This is a genomic window from Agromyces albus, assembly GCF_004134825.1.
Classification (GTDB): domain Bacteria; phylum Actinomycetota; class Actinomycetes; order Actinomycetales; family Microbacteriaceae; genus Agromyces; species Agromyces albus.
Genome location: NZ_SDPN01000011.1, coordinates 73312 through 99421, shown reverse-complemented (window position 1 = coordinate 99421; position 26110 = coordinate 73312). Strand labels below are relative to the sequence as shown.

Annotated in this window: 28 protein-coding genes; 8 read left to right on the top strand and 20 right to left on the bottom strand. The window is 66.3% G+C overall.

The features are described 5' to 3' along the window. Positions 1 to 86: 86 nt before the first annotated feature. The 4 genes from ESP51_RS08195 to ESP51_RS08180 are packed head-to-tail and all read right to left on the bottom strand — an operon-like array spanning position 87 to position 2411. Positions 87 to 851, bottom strand: coding sequence for an ABC transporter permease (locus tag ESP51_RS08195; protein WP_129520406.1), 765 nt, complete (start codon positions 849 to 851; stop codon positions 87 to 89). After that, positions 848 to 1687, bottom strand: a complete 840-nt coding sequence (locus ESP51_RS08190; RefSeq protein WP_129520405.1) for an ABC transporter ATP-binding protein — start codon at positions 1685 to 1687, stop codon at positions 848 to 850. Before ESP51_RS08190 ends, ESP51_RS08195 begins: the two co-directional genes overlap by 4 nt. Then, on the bottom strand, positions 1684 to 2058 hold the full coding sequence (locus ESP51_RS08185) for a DUF1048 domain-containing protein (RefSeq protein ID WP_129520404.1): 375 nt from the start codon (positions 2056 to 2058) through the stop codon (positions 1684 to 1686). Before ESP51_RS08185 ends, ESP51_RS08190 begins: the two co-directional genes overlap by 4 nt. 2 nt (positions 2059 to 2060) lie before the next feature. Next, positions 2061 to 2411, bottom strand: a complete 351-nt coding sequence (locus tag ESP51_RS08180; RefSeq protein ID WP_129520403.1) for a PadR family transcriptional regulator — start codon at positions 2409 to 2411, stop codon at positions 2061 to 2063. A 324-nt stretch (positions 2412 to 2735) separates the two neighbouring features. Between ESP51_RS08180 and ESP51_RS08175 the strand changes: the two genes are divergently transcribed. Beyond that, on the top strand, positions 2736 to 3557 hold the full coding sequence (locus tag ESP51_RS08175) for a hypothetical protein (protein WP_129520402.1): 822 nt from the start codon (positions 2736 to 2738) through the stop codon (positions 3555 to 3557). Positions 3558 to 3717: 160 nt separating this feature from the next. On the opposite strand, the gene ESP51_RS08170 is transcribed toward ESP51_RS08175, so the two are convergent. From ESP51_RS08170 to ESP51_RS08140, 7 genes are all read right to left on the bottom strand, one after another. Further along, positions 3718 to 4080 carry a hypothetical protein gene (locus tag ESP51_RS08170; RefSeq protein WP_129520401.1) on the bottom strand — a complete coding sequence of 121 codons (363 nt, stop codon included), beginning with the start codon at positions 4078 to 4080 and terminating at the stop codon, positions 3718 to 3720. A gap of 52 nt (positions 4081 to 4132) precedes the next feature. Further along, the gene (gene dnaB / locus ESP51_RS08165) at positions 4133 to 5506 is read right to left on the bottom strand and encodes a replicative DNA helicase (protein ID WP_129520429.1); all 1374 of its coding nucleotides are present in this window, start codon (positions 5504 to 5506) and stop codon (positions 4133 to 4135) included. 591 nt (positions 5507 to 6097) lie between these two features. Continuing rightward, positions 6098 to 6550, bottom strand: coding sequence for a 50S ribosomal protein L9 (rplI, locus tag ESP51_RS08160; protein ID WP_129520400.1), 453 nt, complete (start codon positions 6548 to 6550; stop codon positions 6098 to 6100). 11 nt (positions 6551 to 6561) lie between these two features. Next, positions 6562 to 6822: a 30S ribosomal protein S18 gene (rpsR, locus tag ESP51_RS08155; protein ID WP_129520399.1), complete on the bottom strand. Its 261-nt coding sequence runs from the start codon at positions 6820 to 6822 to the stop codon at positions 6562 to 6564. A 69-nt stretch (positions 6823 to 6891) separates the two neighbouring features. Further along, positions 6892 to 7422 (bottom strand): single-stranded DNA-binding protein, encoded by a 531-nt coding sequence (locus tag ESP51_RS08150; protein ID WP_129520398.1) that lies wholly within the window; start codon positions 7420 to 7422, stop codon positions 6892 to 6894. Positions 7423 to 7427: 5 nt separating this feature from the next. Continuing rightward, positions 7428 to 7841 carry a 30S ribosomal protein S6 gene (rpsF, locus tag ESP51_RS08145; protein WP_129520397.1) on the bottom strand — a complete coding sequence of 138 codons (414 nt, stop codon included), beginning with the start codon at positions 7839 to 7841 and terminating at the stop codon, positions 7428 to 7430. A 168-nt stretch (positions 7842 to 8009) separates the two neighbouring features. After that, the gene (locus tag ESP51_RS08140; protein WP_129520396.1) at positions 8010 to 9446 is read right to left on the bottom strand and encodes a CCA tRNA nucleotidyltransferase; all 1437 of its coding nucleotides are present in this window, start codon (positions 9444 to 9446) and stop codon (positions 8010 to 8012) included. A 187-nt stretch (positions 9447 to 9633) separates the two neighbouring features. On the opposite strand from ESP51_RS08140, the gene ESP51_RS08135 reads away from it, so the two are divergent. From ESP51_RS08135 to ESP51_RS08110, 6 genes are all read left to right on the top strand, one after another. Next, positions 9634 to 12138 (top strand): DUF6049 family protein, encoded by a 2505-nt coding sequence (locus tag ESP51_RS08135; protein ID WP_129520395.1) that lies wholly within the window; start codon positions 9634 to 9636, stop codon positions 12136 to 12138. Continuing rightward, positions 12131 to 13753, top strand: a complete 1623-nt coding sequence (gene murJ, locus ESP51_RS08130; protein ID WP_129520394.1) for a murein biosynthesis integral membrane protein MurJ — start codon at positions 12131 to 12133, stop codon at positions 13751 to 13753. Before ESP51_RS08135 ends, murJ begins: the two co-directional genes overlap by 8 nt. 151 nt (positions 13754 to 13904) lie before the next feature. Next, the gene (trxB, locus tag ESP51_RS08125) at positions 13905 to 14879 is read left to right on the top strand and encodes a thioredoxin-disulfide reductase (RefSeq protein ID WP_129520393.1); all 975 of its coding nucleotides are present in this window, start codon (positions 13905 to 13907) and stop codon (positions 14877 to 14879) included. 38 nt (positions 14880 to 14917) lie between these two features. After that, a complete protein-coding gene (trxA, locus tag ESP51_RS08120; RefSeq protein ID WP_129520392.1) occupies positions 14918 to 15241 on the top strand; it encodes a thioredoxin in 324 nt (107 codons plus the stop codon). 98 nt (positions 15242 to 15339) lie between these two features. Further along, positions 15340 to 16662: an aminotransferase-like domain-containing protein gene (locus ESP51_RS08115; RefSeq protein ID WP_241843056.1), complete on the top strand. Its 1323-nt coding sequence runs from the start codon at positions 15340 to 15342 to the stop codon at positions 16660 to 16662. 15 nt (positions 16663 to 16677) lie between these two features. Beyond that, the gene (locus ESP51_RS08110; protein WP_129520390.1) at positions 16678 to 17640 is read left to right on the top strand and encodes a D-alanine--D-alanine ligase family protein; all 963 of its coding nucleotides are present in this window, start codon (positions 16678 to 16680) and stop codon (positions 17638 to 17640) included. Between the two features lie 89 nt (positions 17641 to 17729). On the opposite strand, the gene ESP51_RS08105 is transcribed toward ESP51_RS08110, so the two are convergent. Next, positions 17730 to 18713: a ParB/RepB/Spo0J family partition protein gene (locus ESP51_RS08105; protein ID WP_129520389.1), complete on the bottom strand. Its 984-nt coding sequence runs from the start codon at positions 18711 to 18713 to the stop codon at positions 17730 to 17732. Next, positions 18713 to 19549 carry a ParA family protein gene (locus ESP51_RS08100; protein WP_241843055.1) on the bottom strand — a complete coding sequence of 279 codons (837 nt, stop codon included), beginning with the start codon at positions 19547 to 19549 and terminating at the stop codon, positions 18713 to 18715. The genes ESP51_RS08105 and ESP51_RS08100 overlap by 1 nt, the downstream gene beginning before the upstream one ends. Positions 19550 to 19861: 312 nt before the next feature. Between ESP51_RS08100 and ESP51_RS21175 the strand changes: the two genes are divergently transcribed. Then, positions 19862 to 19993 carry a hypothetical protein gene (locus tag ESP51_RS21175; RefSeq protein ID WP_277871072.1) on the top strand — a complete coding sequence of 44 codons (132 nt, stop codon included), beginning with the start codon at positions 19862 to 19864 and terminating at the stop codon, positions 19991 to 19993. 1782 nt (positions 19994 to 21775) lie between these two features. Here ESP51_RS21175 and ESP51_RS08095 read toward each other — a convergent pair. The 7 genes from ESP51_RS08095 to rnpA form a co-directional block, all read right to left on the bottom strand. Beyond that, positions 21776 to 22192, bottom strand: a complete 417-nt coding sequence (locus tag ESP51_RS08095; RefSeq protein ID WP_129520387.1) for a VOC family protein — start codon at positions 22190 to 22192, stop codon at positions 21776 to 21778. A gap of 5 nt (positions 22193 to 22197) precedes the next feature. Beyond that, complete coding sequence (locus ESP51_RS08090) at positions 22198 to 22578, bottom strand: helix-turn-helix transcriptional regulator (RefSeq protein WP_241843065.1); 381 nt, start codon at positions 22576 to 22578, stop codon at positions 22198 to 22200. A gap of 517 nt (positions 22579 to 23095) precedes the next feature. After that, entirely contained in the window at positions 23096 to 23725 is a 630-nt protein-coding gene (rsmG, locus tag ESP51_RS08085; protein WP_164990460.1) for a 16S rRNA (guanine(527)-N(7))-methyltransferase RsmG, read from the bottom strand. Between the two features lie 16 nt (positions 23726 to 23741). Beyond that, complete coding sequence (locus ESP51_RS08080; RefSeq protein WP_129520385.1) at positions 23742 to 24239, bottom strand: Jag family protein; 498 nt, start codon at positions 24237 to 24239, stop codon at positions 23742 to 23744. Positions 24240 to 24241: 2 nt separating this feature from the next. Further along, positions 24242 to 25195: a membrane protein insertase YidC gene (gene yidC, locus ESP51_RS08075; RefSeq protein ID WP_129520384.1), complete on the bottom strand. Its 954-nt coding sequence runs from the start codon at positions 25193 to 25195 to the stop codon at positions 24242 to 24244. An 8-nt stretch (positions 25196 to 25203) separates the two neighbouring features. Continuing rightward, complete coding sequence (gene yidD / locus ESP51_RS21025; RefSeq protein ID WP_422386834.1) at positions 25204 to 25638, bottom strand: membrane protein insertion efficiency factor YidD; 435 nt, start codon at positions 25636 to 25638, stop codon at positions 25204 to 25206. Beyond that, positions 25631 to 26107, bottom strand: a complete 477-nt coding sequence (gene rnpA, locus ESP51_RS08065) for a ribonuclease P protein component (RefSeq protein WP_129520382.1) — start codon at positions 26105 to 26107, stop codon at positions 25631 to 25633. The genes yidD and rnpA overlap by 8 nt, the downstream gene beginning before the upstream one ends. Between the last annotated feature and the right edge of the window lie 3 nt (positions 26108 to 26110).

Sequence of the window (26110 nt, the reverse complement as noted above, 5' to 3'; positions counted from 1 at the left end):
CACAATGACGAAGGCCGCCCGCGTCCCAATGGGGAGGCGGGCGGCATCCGTCGTGTGGTTGTGCTGTTCGTGAGCAGCGCTCGACCTCAGCTGATCTTGCGACGGTAGATGGCGATCGCGAAACCGTAGGCGATGACGAGAATGCCGACGAGCCAGGCGAGGGCGATCCAGAGGTCACTGCCCACGGGTTCCTGGGCGAACAGGGCTCGGATGGAGTTCACGACCGAGGTCACGGGCTGGTTCTCGGCGAACCAGGCGACCGGGCCGGGCATCGTGTCGGTGGGCACGAACGCCGAGCTGATGAACGGCAGGAAGATCAGCGGGTAGCTGAACGCGCTCGCGCCGTCGACGGTCTTCGCCGAGAGTCCGGCGATCACGGCGAGCCAGGTCAGGGCGAGGGTGAACAGCGTCAGGATGCCGGCGACGGCGAGCCAGGCGCCCACGGATGCTCCGGTGCGGAACCCCATGATGAACGCAACGCCGATGACGATCGCGACCGAGATCAGGTTCGAGACCACGGAGGTGAGCACGTGCGCCCAGAGCACGCTCGACCTCGCGATCGGCATGGACTGGAATCGTTCGAAGATGCCGCCCTGCATGTCGAGGAACAGCCGATACGCGGTGTAGGCGATGCCCGACGCGATCGTGATCAGCAGGATGCCGGGGAGCATGTAGTTGATGTACGACTCGTCGGATCCGGTGTTGATGGCGCCGCCGAGCACGTACACGAACAGCAGCATCAGTGCGATGGGGGTGACCGCGGTGGTGATGATCGTGTCGGGGCTACGGAGGATGTGAGTCAGCGAGCGGCCGGTGAGAACCCGGGTGTCGCTCAGAACATGGCTGGTCATCGGGATTCCTTTCCTGCCGAGACCGCACGTTCGGTGCGGCCGTCGGCGCTGTCGATCTCGCCGGTGTCGCCGACGAGGGCGAGGAACACGTCCTCGAGGGAGGGCTGCTTCTCGATGTACTCGACCTTGGCGGCCGGGAGGAGCTGCTTGAGTTCGCTGAGCGTGCCGTTCTGGATGATCGTGCCCTTGTGCAGGATCGCGATGCGGTCGGCGAGCTGCTCGGCCTCATCGAGGTATTGCGTCGTGAGCAGCACGGTCGTGCCGTCCTTCGCGAGCTTCTTGATGGTCTGCCACACCTCGATTCGCGCTTGAGGGTCGAGTCCGGTCGTCGGCTCGTCGAGGAAGATGATCGGCGGGTTGCCGATCAGGCTCATCGCGATGTCGAGTCGGCGTCGCATGCCGCCCGAGTACGTCGCCGCCTTGCGACTGCCTGCTTCGGTGAGCGAGAAGCGGGCGAGCAGCTCGTCGGCGATCGCACCCGGATTCTTCAGGTGACGCAGCTTGGCGATCAGCACCAGGTTCTCCCGGCCGCTGAGCACTTCATCGACCGCGGCGAACTGGCCGGTCAGGCTGATCGACTCGCGCACGTCGCCGGCGTTCGTGGCGACGTCGAAGCCGTACACCGTCGCGGTGCCCGCGTCGGCCTTCAGCAACGTCGACAGGATGCGAACCAGGGTGGTCTTGCCCGCGCCGTTCGAGCCGAGCAGCGCGAAGATGCTGCCGGCCTTCACCTCGAAGTCGACGCCCCGCAGCACGTGCAGGTCTTTGAACGACTTCGTGATGCCCTGGACGCGGATGGCTGTTTGCGACGCACTGTTGGTGGCGGTGGTGTTCATCGTTCGTCCTTTCGTTCGAGGTTCTGGATGGTTTCGGTGAGACGCTTGCGCTCCTTGTCGATCCAGCGCTTGCCGGCATAGGCCGCGGCGAAGGCCTCGGCGAACTCGACGGGGTCGTCGCCGACGATGTCCTCGACCGGCGTCTGGTCGACGGCGGCCCGCTCCCACAGATCGGCGAAGTCGTTCAGCATCGTGATCATCACGGCGGAGTCGCCGTCGGTGATGCCGCCGTTGTACATGAAGTAGCGCTCGTAGGCCTTCGCAGCAGTACCGTAAGGCTCTGGCAGTGCCGCGATCCGGGCCTTGTACTTGCGGTACGCCTTCTTGTCTTCGAGCGATCCGGTGATCAGCTCGTACCACTTCGCAGCCATGACTACTCTCCTTCTTCGTTCGTTCGTTCGATGCGCTGGTGGAGCTGTTCGATGCGCTCTGCGAGGAAGCTCCACGTTCCCCAGAACTCCTCGAGGTACTCGCCGCCCTGTGCGTTCAGCGAGTACACCTTGCGCGGCGGCCCCTTCTCGGACGGGACCTTCTCGACGTCGACGAGGCCGCGCTGTTCGATCCTGACCAACAGGGCGTAGACGGTGCCTTCGGCGATGTCGGAGAAGCCCTGGTCGCGCAGCCGGGCCGTGATCTCGTAGCCGTATGCCGGCTGCACGGCCAGGATCGCGAGGACGATGCCCTCGAGCGTGCCCTTCAGCATCTCCGTCGTTTGCTTGCTCATGGAACCCCTCCTCTCAACTACTCGGTGTTGCTGACTACTGGTACATAGTAAGCATGAGTACCGGTAGATAGCAACACTGAATAGCGATCTTTTTTGCTGAGTGTAGGTTCCGCGCGGAGATGTGGCAGTGGCGCCGAATCCACGGCATTTGTCCACGTCGGAGCGGGCGGGATTCCACGGAACATGGCCAATTCCTACATATGGGCCGACGTCGGGCGAGCCTCCGCACTATGAGGGCCCGACGCACGGCGTTTGTGCAGCCAACGCCGGTTGGCTGAGCGAATGAGAACGCGCAGACCGAACCAGCGGCGTTTAGTTGCTGGCATGACGTGGCTCACGTTGGCCGCTTTGACCCTCGCAGCCTGCTCGTTCCGCCCTGATCCTCCACAAGGATCACTGCAGGCGGCGGCGGACCTCGCCGACTCTGTGGAAGAACTTCGCGGTGTCCAATCCGCGGAAGCAGCTGTCTACGACGTCGATCGCAAAGACAAACCAGGCGAGTGGTACATCCAGCTCATCGTCGACGCCGACTCACCCTCTGACATCACCAGCTTGCCGGTGGCACTCACCCCACTCATCAAAGACGCGCAGCGGCACGGTCACACGATTCGGCTCGCCCTTCGCTTTCCCGGCGGCCCTGGCATTGCCCCAACCAGCCTCGGTGCGATTTCGGGCGGCAGCGTCCGGACTGCGATCGCGCTTCGGTCTATCCCTGAGGTTCTTTCTGTGGATGGGACGTCGTATGCACCGAGCTTGCACGCATCAATGGCTCCGTCAACAACGCTTACGACCATCCTGCCCGCGGTGCGCGGCACGTTGAGCGAGGGCGGCGGTGATGTGCCGTGGGTAACGGTGGCCTGGACCGGCGAGGTGACCACTCGTGTTTCCGTCGGGATCTCCTCAGCTTGGCCGTCAGAAGAGCTGGCAATCGCATTGGAGAATATCGGACGTATGAGCTCGTTGAGCTACCTCTACGCGATGCAGCGCGCCGATTCGATGCCATTCATCACTGCCGACCTAACGAAATCAGCCGACATAACCGTCGTTGCCGACTTGCTCCGCGAAGCCACCAAGAGCGGCATCCCCGCCGAAGCCCACTTTTCGCTTAACGGCCCGAATGGCGAGCACCTCACAGGAACGATCTGAACGCATATCCAGACTGAGCCGGCGATCGACGGCGACAGCAAGTGCAACGGAGGGAAGAGAAGCGCCGACCCCTGTACGGCGGCACTCACCGGGTGTTCATTGACCGCAGGATCGGCTGCCGGGGCCGAGTGAGGATCAGAAGACCATCTGCCGACGCGCCCTATCGAGCAGCCACGATCGTCCTGAGCGCGAGGCCCGCCACCAACAGGAGCACGATGGTGGAGACCAAGCCGACGGGCGGGATCCACCAAGCGCGTCGGTTGATCGCCAGGCGGATCAGGGACGCGGCGAAGGTGAGCCCAAGGATGAAAAGCGGCGTGACGACGAAGGTGATCTGCAGTACCCAGGTCGGGAACTCGTCGTGGAGGCCCGTCGTGGTCAGCCCGCTGAGCACGTAGAGGGGCATCGTGCAGATACAGATCACGACGAGTCCGGCGATGGTGATGAGGACATCGGCCCGTCGGTCCCAGTGCCAGGGGGTCATAGCGGCGCCTTTGGCAGATTCGGGCACGCGCTGGTCCATGGTGGGACCATACCCTTTCTGTACGCGGCGACGGGGCCGGCAGGCTGAGGGCTCAGACCTGCACCATGTCGGCGAAGCGCGAGAAGTGCCCGTGGAACGCGACCGTGATCGTGCGCGTGGGGCCGTTCCTGTGCTTGGCCACGATGAGATCGGCCTCGCCGGCGCGGGGGTTGTCGCGTTCATAGGCGCTCTCGCGGTGCAGCAGGATCACCATGTCGGCGTCTTGCTCGATCGAGCCCGATTCACGCAGGTCGGAGAGCGCGGGCAGCTTGTCGGCGCGCTGCTCTGGGCCACGGTTCAGCTGCGAGAGCGCGATGACCGGAACCTGCAGCTCCTTGGCGAGCAGCTTCAGCGCACGCGAGAACTCGGAGACCTCCTGCTGGCGGCTCTCGACTCGCTTGCCGCTCGTCATGAGCTGGAGGTAGTCGATGACGACCATCTTCAGGCCGACCCGCTGTTTGAGGCGACGGCACTTCGCACGGATCTCGACGAGCGTCATGTTCGGCGAGTCGTCGATGTAGAGCGGGGCATCGTTGATGCGCCCGCGCGTCGAGGCGATCGTGGTCCAGTCGCGGGAGTCGACGGTGCCCTTCCGCATGCTCTGCAGGGGAACGGATGCCTCGGCGGCGAGCAGGCGCATGGCGATCTCGCTGCGCCCCATCTCGAGGGAGAAGAAGATCGTGGGCTGGTCGTTGCCGATCGCGGCGGCGCGGGCGAAGTCGAGAGCGAGCGTCGACTTGCCGAGCGCCGGGCGCGCGGCGACGATGATCATCTGGCCGGGGTGGAAGCCGTTGGTGAGGTCGTCGAGATCGGCGAAGCCCGTGGGCACCCCGGTGAACTTGCCGTCGGTGTGCTTGGCAGCCTCGATCTCATCGATCGCGGCCGTCACGGCGTCGGTGAGCGGAACGTAGTCTTCGCTCTCGACCGAGCCCGTGACCGAATAGATCTCGGCCTGGGCGTTGTTGACGAGCTCGACGACCTCGCCCTCGCCCGCGTAGCCCATCTGTACGATGCGAGTGCCCGCCTCGACGAGGCGGCGCAGCAGGGCGCGCTCGGCGACGATCGAGGCGTAATATCCGGCGTTCGCCGCCGTGGGCACGATTCCCGTGAGCGTGTGCAGGTATTCAACGCCGCCGGCGCGCTGCAGCTCGCCGGTCTTCGTGAGCTCGTCGGTGACGGCGATGACGTCGGTGGGCTCGCCGTGCGAGTAGAGCGAGAGGATCGCGTTGAAGACGAGCTCGTGCTTCGGCACGTAGAAGTCGACGCCGCGGAGCGTCTCGACGACATCGGCGACGGCGTCTTTCGAGAGCATCATGCCACCGAGCGCGCTCTGCTCGGCCAGGAGGTCGTGCGGGGGAGTGCGTTCACCGCCTCTACGGGGTTCACCGTCGTGTGGTTCGGCGAGCCCGATGTGCGCGATCGACAACTCGATGACCTCCGATTTCGACTCCGCCGGGCGAGTAACCCGCGCCCGCAACTCCAGTGTGGTCTGACCCTCTGACATGAGTGGCCGACCGGGTGGGAACCCGCTGATCGAAGGACGCTGCTTCACGATATGGAAGCGCTGCCAACACCACAAGCCAGCCTGTGGATAACTCTGGGGACAAACTGGGCGAAACGCCGAAGAAGGTGTGCACTCAGCCTGTGGAAAACTGTGGAATTCTGGCGAATTACACGGGTTGAATTCTGAATAGATCAGGTGTTTTGTGTTTCCACACCTGTGAACGAAAAGTTCTTCAGAAGTCCACCCCTATGTGTCCCCCACCTGTGTACAACATCGTGGGAAACGCGAAGGCGGACTTGCGCTCGCACCGCCAGCGGGTGTAGGCCAGAAGCGGACAGAAACGCGGTCGAGCACCGCCCACGACACTCGCAGACTTCGCCGGCATGGGGGCCGCGAAGTACGCTGATTGCGCCCGCAGACGACGCCGGCCGGCAGACCCAGGCCCCGGCCCGCAAACGACGAAGCGGCGGCCCGAGCCGAAGCCCGGACCGCCGCCGTGTTCGTGCGCGCGAGTTACTTCGCCGCGACCACCTGGAGGGTGATCGTCGCGGAGACCTCGTCACGAAGGCGAACGGTCGCCTCGTGGTCGCCCGTCGCCTTGATGGGGGTCGGGATCTCGATCTTGCGCTTGTCGAGCTCGCCGAGGCCGGCGTCGGCGACAGCAGCCGCGACATCCGCCGTCTTCACCGAACCGAAGAGACGGCCGCCGAGGCCCGCCTTCACGGACAGCTTGACCTTGCTCGACTCGAGCTTGGCCTTGAGGGCCTGCGCGTCTTCGAGCGAGTGCAGCTCACGTGCAGCGCGGGCTGCCTTGATCTGCTCGATCTGCTTCTCGCCACCGCGCGACCACGCCACTGCGAAGCCCTGGGGGACGAGGAAGTTGCGAGCGTAACCGCTCTTGACCTCGACAACGTCGCCGGCCGTGCCGAGGCCAGTGACCTCGTGCGTCAGAATTACCTTAGCCATTGTCGTGCTCCTTAACGGCCGGAGCCCGAGTAGGGCAGGAGGGCCATCTCGCGCGCGTTCTTCACGGCGCGGGCGATGAGGCGCTGCTCCTGCACGGAGACACCGGTGATGCGACGGGCGCGAATCTTTCCACGCTCCGAGATGAACTTGCGAAGGGTCGCGACGTCTTTGTAGTCGATGACGCCGACCCTGATCGACTTCGCGGGGGCGGCGTTCTTCGCGCCCTTCCCGCGGGTCGGCTTGCGGCGATCGCCGCTGCTCTTTCCAGCCATTTCTGATCCTGTCTTGATGATGCGCGGGTCGAGGTGGTCGCGCAGCGACCGTCTCGATACCGCTGAGTACTAGAAGGGGGTCTCGTCGCCGAAGCTCGTGCCCGGAGTGTTCCAGACATCGCCGCCGGCACCGCCTGCGGAAGCGCCCGACTGCGTTGCGGGAGCGCTCGGCGCCCACGGCTCGTCGGTGCCGCCGCCGCCCCCGAAGGAGCCGGCAGCGCCGCCGCGGTTGGACGATGCAGCGCGCGTCACGGACGCGGTGGCGTAGCGCAGGCTCGGGCCGATCTCGTCGACCTCGAGTTCCATGGTGGTGCGCTTCTCGCCTTCCTTCGTCTCGTAGGAACGCTGCTTGAGACGCCCGGAAGCGATGACCCGGGATCCCTTGGTGAGTGAACCGGCCACGTGCTCGGCGAATTCACGCCAGACGCTCGCGCGCAGGAACAACGCCTCACCGTCTTTCCACTCGTTCGCCTGACGGTCGAACGTACGGGGAGTGGATGCGATGGTGAAGTTGGCAACCGCCAGTCCGTTCTGCGTGTAACGCAGCTCGGGATCTGCAGTGAGGTTGCCCACCACGGTGATGATGGTCTCGCCGGCCATGGGGACTAGGCGTCCTTCTGGGCGGGGGCCTTGGCCGCAGCTGCAGCCTTCGCACCGGCCTTGGCGGAAGCGGCGGCCTTCTTCGCGGCCTTCTCCTCCTGCGCCTTGGCGTGAGCGGCGACCTGGGCGATGGCCTCTTCGGCGCGGAGCACCTTGGTGCGCATGACAGCCTCGCTGAGGTTCAGCTGGCGGTCGAGCTCGTTGGTGGTCTTTGACTCAGCAGTGAAGTCGACGACGGCGTAGATGCCCTCGGCCTTCTTGTTGATCTCGTAAGCCAGACGACGGCGTCCCCAGATGTCGACCTTGTCGACGGTGCCGCCATCATTTCTGATGACGTTGAGGAACTTGTCAAGGCTGGGAGCAACGGTGCGCTCATCGATCTCGGGATCGAGGATTACCATCAGCTCGTACTGGTGCATGACTAACCCACCTCCTTCGGACTAAAACGGCTACAGACTCTCTGCAGCAGGAGGGTTGTGCATACGTCGACCCGAGGAGGCCGCAACTGCGGCGCACGGGCAACCTGCCTATCGTAGCGGATGCCGCCCCAGCATGCCATTCGGCCCTGAGCTTCCCTCGCGTCGAAGTCAGGCGGCGGGGCCGCGAGCCGCCCACCAGGCGCGCAGGCGCTCGGCCGCGGCATCCGCACCGATCGGGCCCTCGTCGAGCCGCAACTCGAGCAGGAACCGGTATGCCTCGCCCACGACAGGGCCGGGCGGCACGTCGAGCAACGCCATGATCTGCTGGCCGTCGAGCTCGGGGCGCACCGCGGCGAGCTCCTCCTCTTCGGCGAGCACGGCGATGCGCGCCTCGAGGTCGTCGTACGCGAATCCGAGCCGATCGGCCTTGCGCCGGTTGCGGGTCGTGACGTCGGCCCTCGTCAGGATGTGCAGGCGTTCGAGCTGCTCGCCGGCGTCGCGAACGTAGCGGCGCACGGCGGAGTCGCTCCACGCGGCATCCGCGTACCCGAAGAACCGCAGGTGCAGCTCGATGAGCCGTGAGACCGCGGCGATCGTGTCGTTGTCGAAGCGCAGGTCGCGAAGGCGCTTGCGTGCGAGCTTCGCGCCGACGACATCGTGGTGGTGGAACGAGACCACGCCGCCCGGCTCGAGCCGCCGGGTGGCCGGCTTGCCGATGTCGTGCAGGAGTGCCGCCAGGCGAACGATGAGGTCGGGGGAGTCGAGGTTGCCGCGTGAGACCTCGTAGTCGATCGCCTGGTCGAGCACCGTGAGGCTGTGCTCGTAGACGTCTTTGTGATGGTGGTGTTCGTCGATCTCGAGGCTGAGCGCCGGCAGTTCGGGCAGCACCCGCTCGGCGAGGCCCGATTCCACCAGCAGACGGATGCCGCCGCGTGGCGACCCCGTGAGCAGCAGCTTCGACAACTCATCGCGAACCCGCTCCGCCGAGATGCGCTCGATCGCACCGGCGAGGGTCGACATGGCCGCGCGGGTGTCGTCATCGAGGGTGAACCCGAGCTGCGACGAGAACCGGGCGGCGCGCAGCATCCGGAGCGGATCATCGCCGAACGACTGCTCGGGGGTGGCGGGCGTGCGCAGGACGCCCGCCACGAGGTCTTCGACGCCGCCCGAGGGATCGACGAGGGTCAATTGCGGCAGTCGCAGGGCGAGCGCGTTGACGGTGAAGTCGCGACGGGTGAGGTCGCCCTCGAGGCTCGAGCCGAAGACGACCTCGGGCTTGCGGGAGGCACCGTCGTACGAGTCGGCGCGGTAGGTCGTGATCTCGACGGTCTCGCCGGCGATCTTCGCGCCGATCGTGCCGAACGCGCGTCCGATGTCCCAATGGGCTTCGGCAATGGGCTTCACGATGGCGAGGATCTCGTCGGGCGTCGCGTCGGTCGTGAAGTCGAGGTCGCTCACCGGCCGTCCGAGGAATGCGTCGCGCACCGGGCCGCCGACGAGGGCGAGCTCGTGACCGCCGGCTTCGAACGCCGCGGCGAGTCGGGCGACGGTCGGCGAAGCAGCCAGCTCGCCGAGCCGATCGAGTGCCGCAGCGACAGTCTGCATGCTCCCTATGTTAAGCGGGGCGTGAGGTCCGCCTCGTGACGGTGACCTCGCGCCGGGCCGGCGCCGACGAGGGTCGTACGGCCGGCGAGCTGCTCCTTCCGTGTCGGTGGCAGCGGGTGGCGCCTGCCTGTGGATGGCCTGTGGACGTCGAGCGGGCGGCTCAGTGGCACGCAATAGAATCGCCTGCATGGTGGCCGAGTCGAACCCTGCGCGTCGACACCACCGCCGACCGCAGCGGGCCACGGATGCCGCGGAGCCCGGCGCCCCGAGGGGCAAGTCGCCCCGCCCTCGACGGCGTCGGGCCGCCCTCATCGGGCTGGCCGCCGCGGCAGCCGTCGCCGTCGTCGCTGCACCCCTTTCCGCGAATGCGGGGGCCGTCCTCGAGCCCGAGTTCCCGTTCGTCACCATTCACGACTCCGGCGTCTCGCTCAACAGCTCAGCGTCGTCGAGTGAAGGCACCGCCGCTGCGCCTCGGGAGCGCGCTGGCCAAGCCGCGCCCGCCGACGAAGGCGGCATCGCCGTGCACGTCGCCCCAACGATCGGCACCACACTCACGCCCGGAGCACCGGTCACGGTCTCGGTCGAGATCGAGAACGCCACGGCGGAGTCGCTTGCCGCGGCCACCGTGCGGCTCACGCGGTCGGCAGAGGCGATCGACGAGGTCGCCGAGCTCGACGCGTGGGTGGCAGCCACGGCCGGCGACGAGGCCGGCTCCTCCGACGCATCCGACGCTGCGGAAGTGGTGCTCGGCGATGCCGAGGCACGCGCGCTCTCGGCCGGATCCGTCACGTCCGTCGCCTTCACGCTTCCGCCCAACTCGCTCGACGGTGTCACCGAGTCGCCGATCATCGGACTCGGCGCTGAGCTCCTCGTCGACGGCGTGGTCGTCGCCGCCGGTGCCGACGTCTTCGCGAACACGAACGCGCCGACGGGTGCGCCGTTCTCGCTCGCCCTCGCCTATCCGCTCACGGTGCCGGCCGACGCCACCGGCCTGCTCGATGCCGAACAGCTCGAGACCTGGACGAGCCCCCTGGGGCTCCTGACCCGCCAGCTCGACGCCGTGGCGGGCCGCTCGGTGGCGATCGCGATCGATCCTCGCATCATCGCCTCGATCCGTGCCCTCGGCACGGCTGCCCCAGCCACCGCCACCGCTTGGCTCGACCGCCTCCGCGGTGTGCCGAATGAAGTATTCCCCCTCGCGTATGCCGACTCCGACCTCGCCATTCAGGCCCAACTCGGACTCACGGGAATCCTCACTCCCACCTCGTTCTCCGACGCGCTGGACTCCGCGAACTTCACGGGTGGCGACGGCGACCAAGGCGCCGATGAAGGGGAAGCACAAGGCGAGGGTGACGATGCCGGCGACCCCCAGGGCGACGGGGAGACGGATGTCACGGCCGAACCGTCGCCGCCCCCCGGCGAGGTGCCGACCACCGAGGGCCTCCTCAACTGGCCGTACACGCGGTCCGATCTGGCGTGGCCCGCCGACGACACCGTCGCCGCCGGTGACCTCGAGTTCCTCCAGGCGGCCGGGCTCACGACGACGATCCTCGCGCCGGGCAACGTCGAGCCCGCCGGCGAGGGAGCGAACGCGGCCTCGACGATCAACGGCTCGAGCGCGGTGGTCTCCCACGAGCGGCTGACTGCGCCGTTGCGCGCGGCATCCGTCGCGGTGACCGACACCGAGTGGCGGTCGGCGACCGGCCGCCTCGTGGCCGAGCTCGCCCTCGGCGCCGGTGAGCGCACCGAGTCGACGACAGTGCTCGCCACGTTCGACCGCGGTACCGGCGTTCAGGCGAGCCGCGTGTCGGCGACGATCGACGAACTCGCCACAATCGCCTGGTCGCAGCCCGTCAGCCTCTCCGCTGCCATTGGTGCCCCGCCGGCCGACCGAGCGCTCGCGAGCCTGCCCGAATCCGACGCTCGCCGCTCGAATATCGATCGAATGGTACGCACCGAAGCCGAGATCGCCGCGTTCGCAACGGTGCTCACCGACGAGCGCCTGCTCAGCGGGCCGACGCGCCGCGACCTCCTCGCCCTCCTCGACGTCTCCTGGATCGACGAAGAGGAGGCGTGGCACAGTGCCGTCGGCGACTGGTTGCTCGCGCAGCGCAACACGCTCGGCGCCGTCTCGGTGGTGCCGGGCAGCCCGATCAACGTCGTCTCCAGCGAGACCGGTGTGCCCACGACCGTGCTGAACGCACTGCCCTACCCCGTCACCATCGTCGTCGACGTCGATCCTTCGAACGGTCGACTCATCGTCGGCGACCGCGTCGAAGCCACGATCGAGGCTGAGTCCCGCAGCACGGTGCGCGTGCCCGTCGCGGCGGGCGTCGGCAGCGGCGAGGTCTCGCTCGCCGTCAGCCTCAGCTCGCCGACGGGAGTTCCGATCGGCACCCCGGTGCTCATCCCCGCCAACGTCCAGGCCGATTGGGAAGGACTCGGAGCTGCCGTGCTCGGCATCGTCGTCGTGCTCGTCTTCGGCATCGGCATCTGGCGCAACATCAGTCGTCGCCGGCGGCAGCGCGCCGCCGCAGCCCAGTCGGATGCCGCCGCCGACAGTGCCGGTGCCGACGCGTCCAACGACGCTTCCGACGCTCCCATGCCGCCAGCGGCATCCGACGCCGGCTCCACCGTGTCGAAGCCTGACGTGACGACCGGCGCGCCTGCCTCGGAGCCGCGGAATGACTGACGACCGCATCGGCCGCGCGAGCGCCCTGCTCGCCTCGGGCACGATCGTCTCGCGCGTTCTCGGGTTCGTGAAGACCGCGCTGCTCGCGGCGGTCATCGGAGCGAGTGGAGCCGGCGCCAACGCATTCGCGGCAGCCAACCAGTTGCCGAACACGATCTACGTCGTGGTGGCCGGCGGCGTGCTGAGTGCCGTGCTCGTGCCGCTCATCGTGCGATCCGCCGCGCATGCCGACGGCGGATCCGCGTACATCAACAAGATCATAACGCTCGGCTTCACGATTCTCGCGGGCGCTGCGCTGATCGCCACGTTGGTGACCCCGGTGCTCACACTGCTCATCGGTTCGCGAATGAGCGCCGGCGTGTTCGGGCTCGCAGTCGCCTTCGGATTCTGGTGCCTGCCGCAGATCTTCTTCTACGGCATGTACTCGCTCCTCGGCGAGGTGCTGAACGCCCGTCGTGTATTCGGTCCGTTCACCTGGGTCCCCGTGCTCAACAACGTGGTCGGGCTGGCGGGTCTGGCGGCCTTCGCGCTCATCTTCGGCGCCGACCCCGACGGTCTCCGCTCCGCCGGCGAGTGGAGCGTGGGCATGATCATGCTCCTCGCCGGCAGCGCGACGCTCGGTGTGGCGAGCCAGGCGCTCATCCTGTTCTGGTTCTGGCGACGCGCCGGCCTGCGATACCGCCCTGACTTCCAGTGGCGCGGCGTCGGACTCCGATCGACTGCCGGGGTGGCCGGCTGGACCTTCGGAATGCTCCTGCTCACGACCGTCGCGGGTTTCGTCGAGACATCCGTGGTCGGGGTGTCGGCATCTGTCTCCGATGAGGCCTCGGTGTACGCGCTGCAGACCGCGTGGCTCATCTTCATGCTGCCGCACTCGGTGATCACCGTATCGATCGCGACCGCCTACTTCACTCGCATGAGCGAGCACGCAGCGGTCGGCGCCATCGACAGGGTGCGAGCCGACCTCTCGAGCGCCGTACGCGGAGTCGGGGTGATCATCGTCGTCGCAGCTGCGGTGCTCGTCGTCTGCGCATACCTGTTCGCGAGGGTCTTCACCGACGTCGAACCGCTCGTCTGGTCGTTCGGCAACGTCATCATCGCCTACGTCATCGGACTCATCGGATTCAGCGTGCTGTTCATCGTTCAGCGCACGTACTACTCGCTCGGTGACACGAAGACGCCGTTCATGTTCACGCTCGTGCAGGTCATCCTCTTCATCGTCGGCGCCCTCATCTGCATCGCGCTTCCGAGCTCCTGGGTGGCATTCGGCATCGCGCTCGTCACGACGCTCGCCGGCTCCGTGCAGCTCGCCGTCGCCGTCGTGCTGTTGCGCAGGCGCATCGGGCCGCTCGACGGTCGTCGCATCGTGATCACCTTCGCGAGGTCCCTGATCGCACTCGTCATTCCCGTGGTCGCCGGCGTGCTGTTGCTCGTGGCGCTCGGCGGCACGCACTCCGCGGGCTTCGCGCTCTCGAGCAAGTTCAGTGCGATCGTCTCCATGGCGATCATCGGAACGGTCATGACCCTGTTGTACTTCGCCGGCCTCTGGTTGCTCCGTTCGCCCGAGTTCCGTGGCTTCGCTGCGCCGATGTTTGCTCGGGTGCGCCGCCGCTGAGCGTGAGTGAGTCGTTCCCGATGCATCCGCCGCTCTCGGCCGCGTGCGCTTCGCGACTCGGAATAGGCGGCACCTAGACTGTGTTCACCATGTCGTGGCCTCCGGAATCGAGCGGATGCCACTTACAGGCGAGAGCACTAGGGAGTCAGCGTTGCGCGACATCATCATCATCGGTTCTGGACCGGCCGGGTTCTCCGCCGCGATCTACGCCGCGCGCGCCGAGCTGAAGCCGCTGCTCATCGCGAGTTCGGTCGAGATCGGCGGCGAGCTCATGAACACGACCGAGGTCGAGAACTTCCCGGGCTTCCCTGAAGGCATCATGGGGCCCGACCTGATGGCGAAACTGCAGGCGCAAGCCGAGCGATTCGGTACCGAGGTCGTTTACGACGACGTCGTGTCGCTCGAGCTCGACGGCCCGGTCAAGCGCGTGAAGCTCGGCAACGGCGACGAGCACGAAGCCGCGACGATCGTCTATGCCACCGGCTCCGCCTACCGCAAGCTCGGCCTTGCCGAAGAGGAGCTGCTCTCCGGGCACGGCCTTTCGTGGTGCGCGACGTGCGACGGCTTCTTCTTCCGCCAGAAGACCATCGCGGTCGTCGGCGGCGGCGACTCGGCGATGGAAGAGGCGACGTTCCTCACGCGATTCGCCGACAAGGTCTACGTGATCCACCGCCGCGACACGCTCAAGGCCTCCAAGATCATGCAGCAGCGTGCGTTCGACAACGAGAAGATCGAATTCATCTGGAACGCCGAGATCTCGGCGATCCACGGCACCACCGCCGTCACCGGCGTGACGCTGCGCGACACCGTCTCCGGCGAGGAGCGCGGTCTCGACCTCGACGGCCTTTTCGTGGCCGTCGGCAACGATCCTCGCACCCACCTCGTGCACGGCAAGCTCGACCTGACGCCTGAGGGCACGATCGCCGTCGAGGGCCGCAGTTCACGAACCTCCGTGCCGGGCGTCTTCGCCGCCGGAGACGTCATCGACCCGTACTACCGACAGGCCATCACGGCAGCCGGATCCGGTGCGGCCGCCGCGCTCGACGCGGAACACTACCTGGCCGCGCTCGGCAACCCCGCAGCGGCCGCGGCCGTGATCGAGAACGAATTCGCCGTCGTCAACTGAGGCGACGCGACATCCGCTTCCACCAAAAGGAGAATGCAATGACTGCACGCGCAGTGACCGAGGCCACCTTCGAGCAGGAGGTCCTCAAGAACGACAAGGCCGTCCTCGTGGACTTCTGGGCCGAGTGGTGCGGCCCGTGTCGCGCCGTGAGCCCGATCCTCGACCAGATCGCGACCGAGCACTCCGAGAAGCTCGACATCGTGAAGCTGAACGTCGACGAGAACCCCGGGCTCGCGATGAAGTACCAGATCACTGCGATCCCCGCGTTCAAGGTGTTCCAGGCAGGTGAGGTCGTGAAGACCGTCATCGGCGCCAAGCCGAAGCCTGCGCTCGAAGCCGATCTCGCCGCCTACATCTCGTAGTCGGTGGTCTCGAAGACCCGTCCGGCACACGCCGGGCGGGTCTTTCGCATTCCCACACCCCAACTAGCATGGAAATCCTGAGCAGAAACGGAAAAGCTGTGACTTCTGACGGCGTCCCCCAGCGGACCGGCAACAATCTCGACCCCTGGTACGCGAACTACGCCGAGCGAGCCGCCGGGCTCGCTGCCTCAGAAGTCCGAGCCCTCTTCGCCGTCGCCTCCCGCCCCGAGGTCGTCTCACTCGCCGGCGGGATGCCATTCGTGTCGGCCCTGCCGCACGACCTGATCTCCTCGGCGATGGAACGCGTCATGCGAGAACAGGGCGCCGTGGCGCTGCAATACGGCTCTGGTCAGGGGATTCCCAAGCTTCGCGAGCAGATTCTCGAGGTCATGTCGATCGAGGGGATCCGCGGCACGGTCGACAACGTGGTGACGGCCACCGGGTCGCAACAGGCCCTCGATCTCGTGGCGAAGCTCTTCATCGACCCGGGCGACGTCATCCTCGCGGAGTCGCCGAGCTATGTGGGAGCGCTCGGGGTGTTCCGGTCGTACCAGGCCAACGTCGTGCACGTGGCGATGGACGAGAACGGGTTGATTCCCGAAGCCCTGCGGCAGACGATCGCCCACCTCCGTGGGCAGGGTCGACGCATCAAGTTCCTCTACACGATCCCGAACTTCCATAATCCCGCCGGTGTGACGCTCTCTGCAGAGCGGCGGCCCGAGATCCTCGAGATCTGCCGTTCCAACGAGATCCTCGTGCTCGAGGACAACCCCTACGGGCTCCTGCATTTCGACGAGCCCGCACCCAACGCGCTGCGCTCCCTCGACGAAGACCGCGTGATCTACCTCGGGTCGTTCTCGAAGACACTCGCGCCCGGTTTCCGAGTGGGATGGGCGCTTGCGCCACACGCGATCCGCGAGAAACTCATCCTTGCCGCGGAGTCCGCGATCCTCTCACCCAGCTCGTTCAGCCAGCTCGTGGTCTCGGAGTACCTCGCGACCGCCGACTGGCGCGCGCAGATCGACACGTTCCGTGGGGTCTACCGCGAGCGGAAGAACGCGATGATCGAGGCATTGGGGGAGTACCTGCCGCAGCTGAGCTGGACCAACCCCAACGGCGGGTTCTACGTCTGGGTCACGATGCCCGATGTGCTCGACTCGAAGCAGATGCTGCCGCGCGCCGTCAAGGAGCTCGTGGCATACACACCTGGCACCGCGTTCTTCGCCGACGGCCGCGGCCGTCATGCGATGCGCCTCTCGTTCTGTTATCCGACGCCCGAGGCCATCAGGCTCGGAGTTCGCCGGCTCGCCACGGTGGTGAATGGGGAGCTCGACCTGCTCGACACCTTCGCCGGCACCGGGTCGCTGCAGCTCCCGCAGGGCAATGGTTACGACTCCGCTCCGCCTTCCGACCTCAAGTAGGAGAAACCCCAGATCATGAGCGATTCCAACGCGCTGCACGTCGTCGTTCTCGCGGGAGGCATCTCGCATGAGCGCGATGTCTCGCTTCGTTCCGGGCGACGAGTCGCCGATGCGCTCACAGCCGCAGGGCATCGCGTGGTGCTGCGCGATCCGGATGCCGGATTGCTGCCGTTCCTCGCGAACGAGCGCCCCGACGTGGTCTTCCCCGCATTGCACGGCTCGAGCGGCGAAGACGGGTCGCTGCTCGAACTCCTCGCCGCACTCGGCGTTCCGACCGTCGGATCGTCGGCCGCCGCCGCCCGGCGGGCCTGGTCGAAGCCGGTCGCGAGTTCCCTGGTCGCCGAAGCCGGTCTCGCCGTGCCCGAATCGATCGTTCTGTCGCACGAGGCGTTTCGTGAGCTCGGCGCATCGAGCGTGCTGAAGGTCGTGCGTTCGGCTCTCGAGGGAGACCTCGTCGTCAAGCCGGCCTCCGGCGGATCGGCACAGGGCGTCACGATCGTCGACGACCCGAACAGCCTCGCGCGCGCCATGGTCGAGGCGTTCACGTATGCCGAGGTCGCGGTCGTCGAGCGTCGAATCTTCGGCACCGAGGTCGCCGTCGCCGTCATCGACACCGGCGCCGGGCCCGAGGTGCTCCCCGTGGTCGAGATCGAACCCGTGGCCGGCGTCTACAGTTTCCAAGCCCGCTACAACGCGGGGGAGACCACGTTCTACGCGCCGTCTCGCCTCGATGAGGCAGGAGTTTCGGCGGTATCGGATGCCGCGATCCTCGCGCATCGCACTCTCGGGCTCCGCGACCTCTCGCGCGTCGACTTCATGGTGGATGCCGAGGGTCGCCCGTGGTTCCTGGAGGCGAACGTGTTGCCGGGCCTCACCGAGACGTCGCTCGTACCCCTCGCGATCGAGGCATCCGGAACCGACGCGCCGACCGTGTACGACGGACTGGTGCGATCGGCAATCGCCCGTTCACAGGGCTGACTCCCGCACGACGGCCGGGCGAACTCGTTTCGGAGCAGCACCGAGCGTGAGGGCACAGTCGCTCGATCGCCAACTCGTCAACTGGGAGATCAGACGCCTTCGAGTTCCTCACCGAGCTCGGAGAGAATCCGCCGCAGGTCCTGAACCGTCGCGAAATCGATGCTGATCTGTCCTTTTCGGGCACCGATCGCAATCTTGACGCGAGTGTTCAGGCGATCTCCGAGGCGCGACGACAGGTCGTCGAGGAAGTCCTGCCGCCTCCCCGCGGCAGGTTTCGTACGCGACGGCTTGGGCTCGCTCGTCGCAATCGCCTCTGCGGCACGCACTGAGAGCTCTTCGTTCACGATCTTGTCGGCGAAGCGCTGCATCTCGCTCGGTTCACCGAGGGAGAGGATCGCCCTCGCGTGCCCGGCACTCAGCACTCCGGCGGCGACCCGCAGCTGCACGGCCTCGGGCAGCTTCAGGAGCCGCAGGGTGTTGGAGATCTGTGGCCTGGATCGTCCGATGCGTGAAGCGAGCTCTTCCTGCGTGATTCCGAAGTCGGCGAGCAGCTGCTGGTAGGCCGACGCCTCTTCGAGCGGGTTCAGCTGCGACCGGTGCAGGTTCTCGAGGAGCGCGTCACGAAGCATGGCCTCGTTCGCGGTGTCCTTGACCACAGCCGGAATCGTGTCGAGGCCGGCCTGTTTCGTTGCACGCAAGCGACGCTCGCCCATGACGAGCTCGTATTTCCCCGCGAGCTCGGGGTGGGGTCGCACGACGATCGGCTGGAGCACACCGAACTCACGGATGCTGTGCACGAGTTCGGCGAGGTCGTCGGGATCGAAGTTGTTTCGAGGCTGCTGCGCGTTCGGAACGATGTCATTCGGATCGAGTCGCGCCAGGCGAGCACCCGGTACCGCCAGCAGCCCCTCGGCTTCCGCGGCCTGCTCCACCGCCGCCATCGCGGTCGCCGTGGTCTCCGCGCCGGGGAAGAAGACATCGACTGGGCGCGCTGGGTGGCGATTCGAGTCATCGCCGCCTGGGATCAGTGCACCGATGCCTCGACCGAGTCCGGTTCGCTTCGTTGCTGCCATCAGTGTGACTCCTCGGGGTTCGAAACGCTCCGCCGAGCGATCTCAGCGGCCGCCTCTCGGTATGACAGCGATCCGCTCGACGCGTAGTCGTAGCTGATCACGCTCTGCCCATAGCTGGGCGCCTCGGAAACCCGCACAGAACGGGGAATGATCGTTTCGAGGGTCTGGGTCGGGAAGTGGTCGCGCACCTCTTGGGCGACCTGCTGCGCGAGGTTCGTGCGCGAGTCGTACATGGTCAGCAGGATCGTCGACAGACGAAGCTCGGGATTGAGGTGCTTCTCGATGAGCTCGATGTTGCTGAGGAGCTGGGAGAGGCCCTCGAGGGCGTAGTACTCGCACTGGATCGGAATGAGCACTTCGCGAGCGGCGACGAAGGCGTTGATCGTCAGTAGTCCGAGCGATGGTGGGCAGTCGATGAAGACGTAGTCGTACGGCTTCTCCATCGACGCAAGATGGGCGTCGAGCGCTCGCCTGAGGCGCTGTTCGCGAGCGACGAGCGAAACGAGTTCGATCTCGGCGCCGGCAAGATGGATCGTCGCCGGTACGCAATCGAGCCGCTCGTGCTCCGTCGAGGGTTGAACGACCTCTCCCAAAGACAGATCGGAGACCAGCACCTCGTAGACGCTCTGTCGTTCGGACCGGTGGTCGACGCCGAGGGCCGTCGAGGCGTTTCCCTGCGGGTCGAGGTCGACCACGAGCACGCGGGCGCCAGATCGGGCGAGCGCTGCCGCGAGGTTCACCGCGCTGGTGGTTTTCCCGACACCGCCCTTCTGGTTCGAGATCGTGAAGATTCGCGTTGCCGGGGGGAGGGGGAGTACCGCCTCATCGAGCGCCATGCGACGTCGCGTCTCATTGGCAAGTTCGTAGGCCAGGGGAGTTCCTCCGTAGTCGTGGGATGTTTCACGTGAAACATCGAGGGCTTGTGTTGCGATCGGGGCATCGATCGGGATGATCGATGGAGCCGCGGCAACCGGCTCCTGCGGTATATCGTCGACCGCTTCCGCCGGGATGTCCACCGATCGAGACGTCGAAGGCCATTCCCGAACGGTGACCGCCGAGTTTGGGGTGCCGTCGTACTCGCGTGCTTGGGATGTCTCGAAGGGAACTTCCGCGGGATCACGCGCCGGCTCTTCGTGAATCATCGGTTCTTGGAGCTCGCCTGCCACGTGGCGCTCATCCGCTACCGGATGCTCGCCCGCTCCCGGTCGCTCGTCCGACACGAAGTGCTCATCAGCTACGGGGAGCGCGTCGGCTACCGGCTGCGAGTCAGCCGCCGGTAGCGCGTCCACTCCCGGGTACTCGGCCACTCCCGGATACTCGGCCGCTTCCGGATACTCGGCCGCTTCCGGGTGCTGGGCCGCTTCCGGGTGCTGGGCCGCTTCCGGATACTCGCCCGCTTCTGCGTGCTCGCCTGCCTCCGAGTGTTCGCCCACTTCGGCCGGCGCGACTGCTCCGAGATGCGCGAGCGCAGATGTTGAAGCCGACTCCGCCGGCGCTGCCGGCGAAGGCCGGTCGACGCCGAACGCGAGTGATCGCACCGCGGCCTCGGCCTCCGGCTGTGGCGCCTCCGAACTTGGAGATTGCGGTCGGGCCCGCTGGGCATCAGGTCGCGGCGCGCCTAATGACGAGACCGTGTCGGCCGCAGCATCCCCGACGATCTCGCGAATGATGTCTTCGAGGAGGCGGTCGGCGTTCGATGGTGGGCCGCCGTCTGCGGCAGTCGTCGGGTGCCCGTACACCGGTTCCTCACTCAAGGCAGCAGCCGTCGCGGCATCCCAATCGATGCCTGACGTGAGCATCGGGCCTGACGGGGCACTCGCGCGCTCGGGTGCGACGGGCTGGGACTCACCACGGTCGGCTGCGCTATCAGAGCTGCTCGGCGTCGCCCATGTGGGCTCCACCGGGGCGGCAGTTCCTGTGCGCCGCTCTGTTTCCTGAGGCTGCGACCGGAGGGGTTTATCGACCGACTCCCCATCGAACGCTGCGACCGACTCTGGTCGATCAGGGTCAACTCGAGCTGGGAACGGCTCGGCGCGATTCGCGTCCGCGGGATCCATCGAGGGCGAGGGGCTGCCACCGGTGGGCTGGTCGTTGGCTACGACGCGGCGTACGTCCGGACTCCATTGCCGGAGATCGTCGTGGCCAGCGGCCTGGTCCCCTGAATCCGCCTGCCGGGGCTCATTGCCAGTTCTCGCATGGATTGTGCCGTCGGTGTGGTCGTCGGGGTTCGGTTGGGAGCGCTTGCGATGAAACCACCCGCGACCCCCACCTTGTGCCATGCCGACTACTCCAAATCGCTGCGCGTTTGCATCTCTCGCGGCTCGTTCCCGACCGGGTCGATCCGAGAGTCAAGCCTAACCGGCCCCATCGACACGCACGCGTGTTCCAACTGCTTGGCGGAAGATTTCCCGTGTGACCCTGTTGCCCAGGACTACTGATGTGACGAGCGGTTCAGCTCCCAAGCTCGTTGTACCCGAGGGACGCTTCGACTAGTTCTCCTGGACGCCAGGGGGTGACGATATATTTCGAGGGAGAGTAGACGAGGCGTGACGAGTATTCCCGCGGGCGGACCTTGGGGAGTCGTCGCACCGTTTCACGTGAAACGGTGTGGATCAGGAGCAACCCGCTGTTTCACGTGAAACGGTCCGGTTCTCGTGAGGGTTTCGCTCCCCAGCCGTAGCCTGGCGAGAATCCGTCTGAACGGAGAGTGCGGTCCGAGCCGCCTGATCTCCCGGGCGGTTTTCTCGCTTCATCAGAGGTGAGCCGTGCGGAGGCGGAGATCCTGCATGCCGACCGTGCCCCCGGCAAACGCCGCGACGCAGCGACGGGTCCGGAGCAAGAAGGGATGTTTCACGTGAAACAACCCACCTCCGATCGGGCGCGAGGCTACCCGCTCCGCAGTCGATGTTTCACGTGAAACGCTTATCACCGAATGCGTAAAACCGCAGGTGACTCGGCAGTGAACCGACGGGCACCGTGGACTCGGCGATTCAGTGGTCAGTCTCTGTTGCTACGGCTCATGGCAATAGGGCTAGTGGGAGGCGATTCGCACCGCCAGGCGATCACTGCGAGCGAGGTTGACTGAAGCGCAGCATGTTTCCCGACGGATCGCGGAAGGCGCAGTCGCGGACACCGTAGAACTGGTCGGCTGGCTCTTGCAGGACCTCGCCACCAGCGGCGCTGATGCGCTCGAACGTCGCGTCGCAATCGTCCGTAGAGAAGATGACACCGCGCAGCAAGCCTTTCGCCAGCAGCTCGGCTGCGGCTTGCTTGTCGGCGGGCGAGGCGTTCGGATCTGCGATGGGCGGTTCGAGAACGATGTTCACGTCAGGCTGCGACGGCGAGCCCACGGTCACCCAACGCATCCCTTCGTACGCGATGTCGTTGCGCACCTCGAGGCCGAGCACATCCCGGTAGAAGGCGAGCGCCTTGTCATGGTCATCGACGGCGATGAACGTCTGTGAAAGCTTGATATCCATGCGTTTCACGATACGGGCCGAGGCGCGGCAGCTGCTTCTCCATTCCTGACCGGCCGCGTGTAGACCTTCACGACGCATGCCGGGATTGGCGCGGCCTCGTCATGGCTCCGGGCACGGTACGAACTCGGGCTCTCGCCAACCAGTTCGCTGAACCGCGAGCTGAATGACCCCAGCGACGTGCATCCGACCGTGAAGCAGACCTCCGTCACGGACAGGTCACCTCGTCGGAGCAGCGCCTTGGCCCGTTCGATCCGACGGGTCATTAGGTAGCTGTACGGCGTCTCGCCGAAGGCGGCGCGGAAGCTGCGGGAGAAGTGGCCCGGCGACATGAGAGCGGCGCTTGCCAGCGCGGGAACGTCGAGCGGCTTCGCGTAGTCGCGGTCCATCAAGTCACGTGCCCGGCGCAGCCGGACGAGGTCCTCCAACGTCACGGATCCAGCATCCCACAGCCCACGCGCGGCCGGAACTGGGGCTCGAGGGTGCCATCGACACATGCGAGAGACGAGTGGCACAATCGCTCCCTGGCAGAAACCGCACTGGATCAAGCTCGGCTCGGCATCATCTGCCGCAGCGACGCCGCATTGCGAAGACGGGTCCTATGCCACGACTGGCCGACTCAGCCGATCCATTACCGTCTCAAGAGCAAGATGAAAGGTCGCAACTCGAGATCTCCGGTCCGGCAGCGCTGGTCGGAAGTGGCCTCGATACGGCCGCAAGCGTCCAATTCGACTACCCGGGGACGTCCTCGAGTGACCGGCGCGAGCGCCCGCAGGAAGTGACCGCGGGGAGCGCCCGTAAAGCGCCCGCAGAAAGAGTCCCGTGGAGAGCGCCCGCAATCTTCCATCATTTGGTGGCCTCGATACCGCCGCGAGCGACGTACTCATCCACCGGGGGAGCGTGCGCCTAGTCGACGGTCGCGCGAAAGACGCGCGTGACCTCGGAGACGAGCCCTTCGCCGAGTACCAGTACCTCTTCATCGTGGAGCCGGTACTTGCGGATCGCTTTCTGGGCCGCAGAGATCTCTGCGTCGACGCCGGCGCCCTTCATGAGCACCAGTTCGCCGCCCGGACGGAGCAGAGGAGCGGTGACCGGGATCAGTGTGCGCAGCGCGCTGACCGCTCGGGCCGTCACTTGATCGAGTGCCCCGAAGAGCTTCGACTCCTCGGCCCGAGCGCGAAGCACGGTCACATTCGAGAGTTGCAGTTCGGCCGCCTGGCGCTCGAGCCACGCGACCCTTCGTTCCATCGGCTCGATGAGCGTGAACAAGACATCCGGTCGCATGATCGCAAGCACCAGTCCCGGAAGGCCGGCGCCAGAGCCCACGTCACCCACGCGACCCGGGCGAAGCAACGGCGCAACGAGTGCGCTGTTCAGGATGTGCCGTGTCCAGAGCCGGGGGAGTTCCAGTGGCCCGATCAGGCCGAGTTCCTCCCCGTGGCGGGCGAGTGCCTCGGTGAAAGCGCGGCCCGCGGCGAGGTGGTCACCGAAGATGGCCTGCGCTGCTGCGGGCTCCTTCTCGAGTCCGTCGATCATCGTTTCACGTGAAACGTCAGCCGACGCGGGTGATGACGGTGTGACGCTCTGCGCCCTCGCCCCGCGACTCGGAGTGGAATCCGCGCTCGGCCACGAGGTCGTGCACGAGCTTGCGCTCGTACGACGACATCGGAGGGAGCGACGCCTCAGCGGCTCCGCCTTCGATGCGCTCGACCGCTCGGGTCACGAGAGTCGCCAGCTCACCCTTGCGGGTGTCTCGCGAGCCGCCGATGTCGAGGATCAGTCGCGAGAAGACACCGGTCTTCGTCTGGACCGCGAGACGAGTGAGCTCCTGGAGAGCGCTGACCGTCTCGGGCTTCGAGAGGAGATTCAGGTTCGCGCCTTCACCGGCGTTCACCGAGAGGTAGGCGCGCCCGTTGCGCGCGTCGATGTCGATGTCGCCATCGAGGTCGGTGATATCGAGAAGCTCCTCGATGTAGTCGGCCGCGATGTCGCCTTCCTCTTCGAGTTGGGCGATCGATCGGTCTTCGGTCTCGTGCTGCACGTCAGTCATGGTTACTTCCCGCTCTGCTTCTTGGCGCGCGCCTTGCCGATCGGCTGCTGGCGCTGGGCCTTCTTCGGTTCTTCGATGACCTGGACCACTCCTGGCTCGGGCTCGACGAGCTTGCCCTTCTTCGCGAGGCGTGCTTCACGTGCCTTCGCGGCCTCGCTGCCGGGAGTCGGCATGTTCCGGATCACGACGAACTGCTGGGCCATGGTCCAGAAGTTCGAGACCAGCCAGTAGAACATGACACCGAGCGGGAACGCGACACCGGAGAACGCGAACACGAGGGGGAGCAGGTACAACATGATCCGCTGCTGACGGAACATGGGGCTCGCCTTGGTCTCGGGCGACATGTTCTTCGAGACGATCTGGAGCTGAGTGATGAACTGCGACGCGGTCATCAGCACGATCATGATGATGGCCACGACAAGGACCTGCCAGGGGCCGCCGTTGTTCCAGGCGTTGATGAAGGTGGACTTCAGGGGGGCGCCGAGGAAGACGGCATCGGCGAACGAATCGGCGAGACTCTGGTTCAGCAGCCCGACACCGGCCTTGTCATGCACCGAAGCGTCGTTCAGCACCGAGAACAGACCGAAGAAGATCGGCATCTGCAGCAGCAGCGGCAGGCACGACGACAGCGGGTTGGTGCCGGTGCGCTTGTAGAGCTCCATCGTCTCGCGCGACATCGCCTCGCGGGAGAACTGGTCCTTCTTCCCCTTGTACTTGTCCTGGATCTTCTTGAGCTGCGGTGCGACCTCGAGCATCCGGCGCTGGCTCTTGATCTGACGAACGAAGATCGGGATGAGCGCGGCCCGAACCACGATCACGAGCCCGACGATCGATAGCACCCACGTGAGTCCGGCGTCGGGGTCGAGGCCGATGAGATCCCACATCGAGTGGAACGCGACGAGGATCAGCTCGATGACCCATTTGATGGGCCAGAGGATCAGGCTGAGGAAATCCATTGGGTGAATCAGTCCTTCCGGGACACGGTGGGGGAGGAGAACGTGAGCGACTGGGAGCCCGCCGCGTCGTGCGAGTGCAACTTCGAACGCGAGTGGGCGTGCGCACCGCGCGGCGCATGGGCCGCGGCATCCGTGCCACTGCCGAAGCCGGCGGGAACGACCCACCCGAAACTCGTGGTGCGGTAGCGACCATGCCTGGCCGGTCGGACATCGTCGATGCCACCCGACGACCAGGGATTGCAGCGGAGGATTCGCCAAGCGGCCAGCATCGAGCCGATCAGGAGTCCTCGTTGCTGCACCGAGCCGAGCCCGTAGGCAGAGCACGAGGGGTAATAGCGGCAGACATCGCCGTAGAGCGGTGAGATGACCGCACGGTAGACCCGGATGAGCAGCACACCGATGTTGCGGGGGATCAGCACCAGGAAGAGAGCCGCGTCACGCACGATGGCGACCCTTCGATTCGGCGGTGCCGACGGCGACGGTGTCGATGGAGCCGGCATGCCGCGCAGCGGCTGCGACCGCAATGGGAACCTCCGCGCCGGTCGGAGCGGCGCGGACGCCGGAGTCACGTCGCGAGCGAATGCCTCGAGTCGCGATCGCTGCCGCCACCTCGGCCTGCAGCGACCGCCAGTCGGCGTCGGCGGCAGACGGCAGGGCGCGCACGACGACGTCGAGGTCGGTGGTGCCGTTGGCGACCGCGTCGGCACATGCGGCCTTGAGTCGCCGGCGCACGAGGTTACGGCGCACAGCGGTGCCGACCTTCTTCGAAACGATGAAGCCGAAGCGTGCGTCCGTGCCCGACTCCCGTGAGCGGACATAGCTCACAGTGTGGGCACCGGCGACCTTCGCGCCACGGCGCACGATGACTCGATAGTCGTCGGCGCTCGTGATGCGGTTGGCTTTGGCGAGCACCGA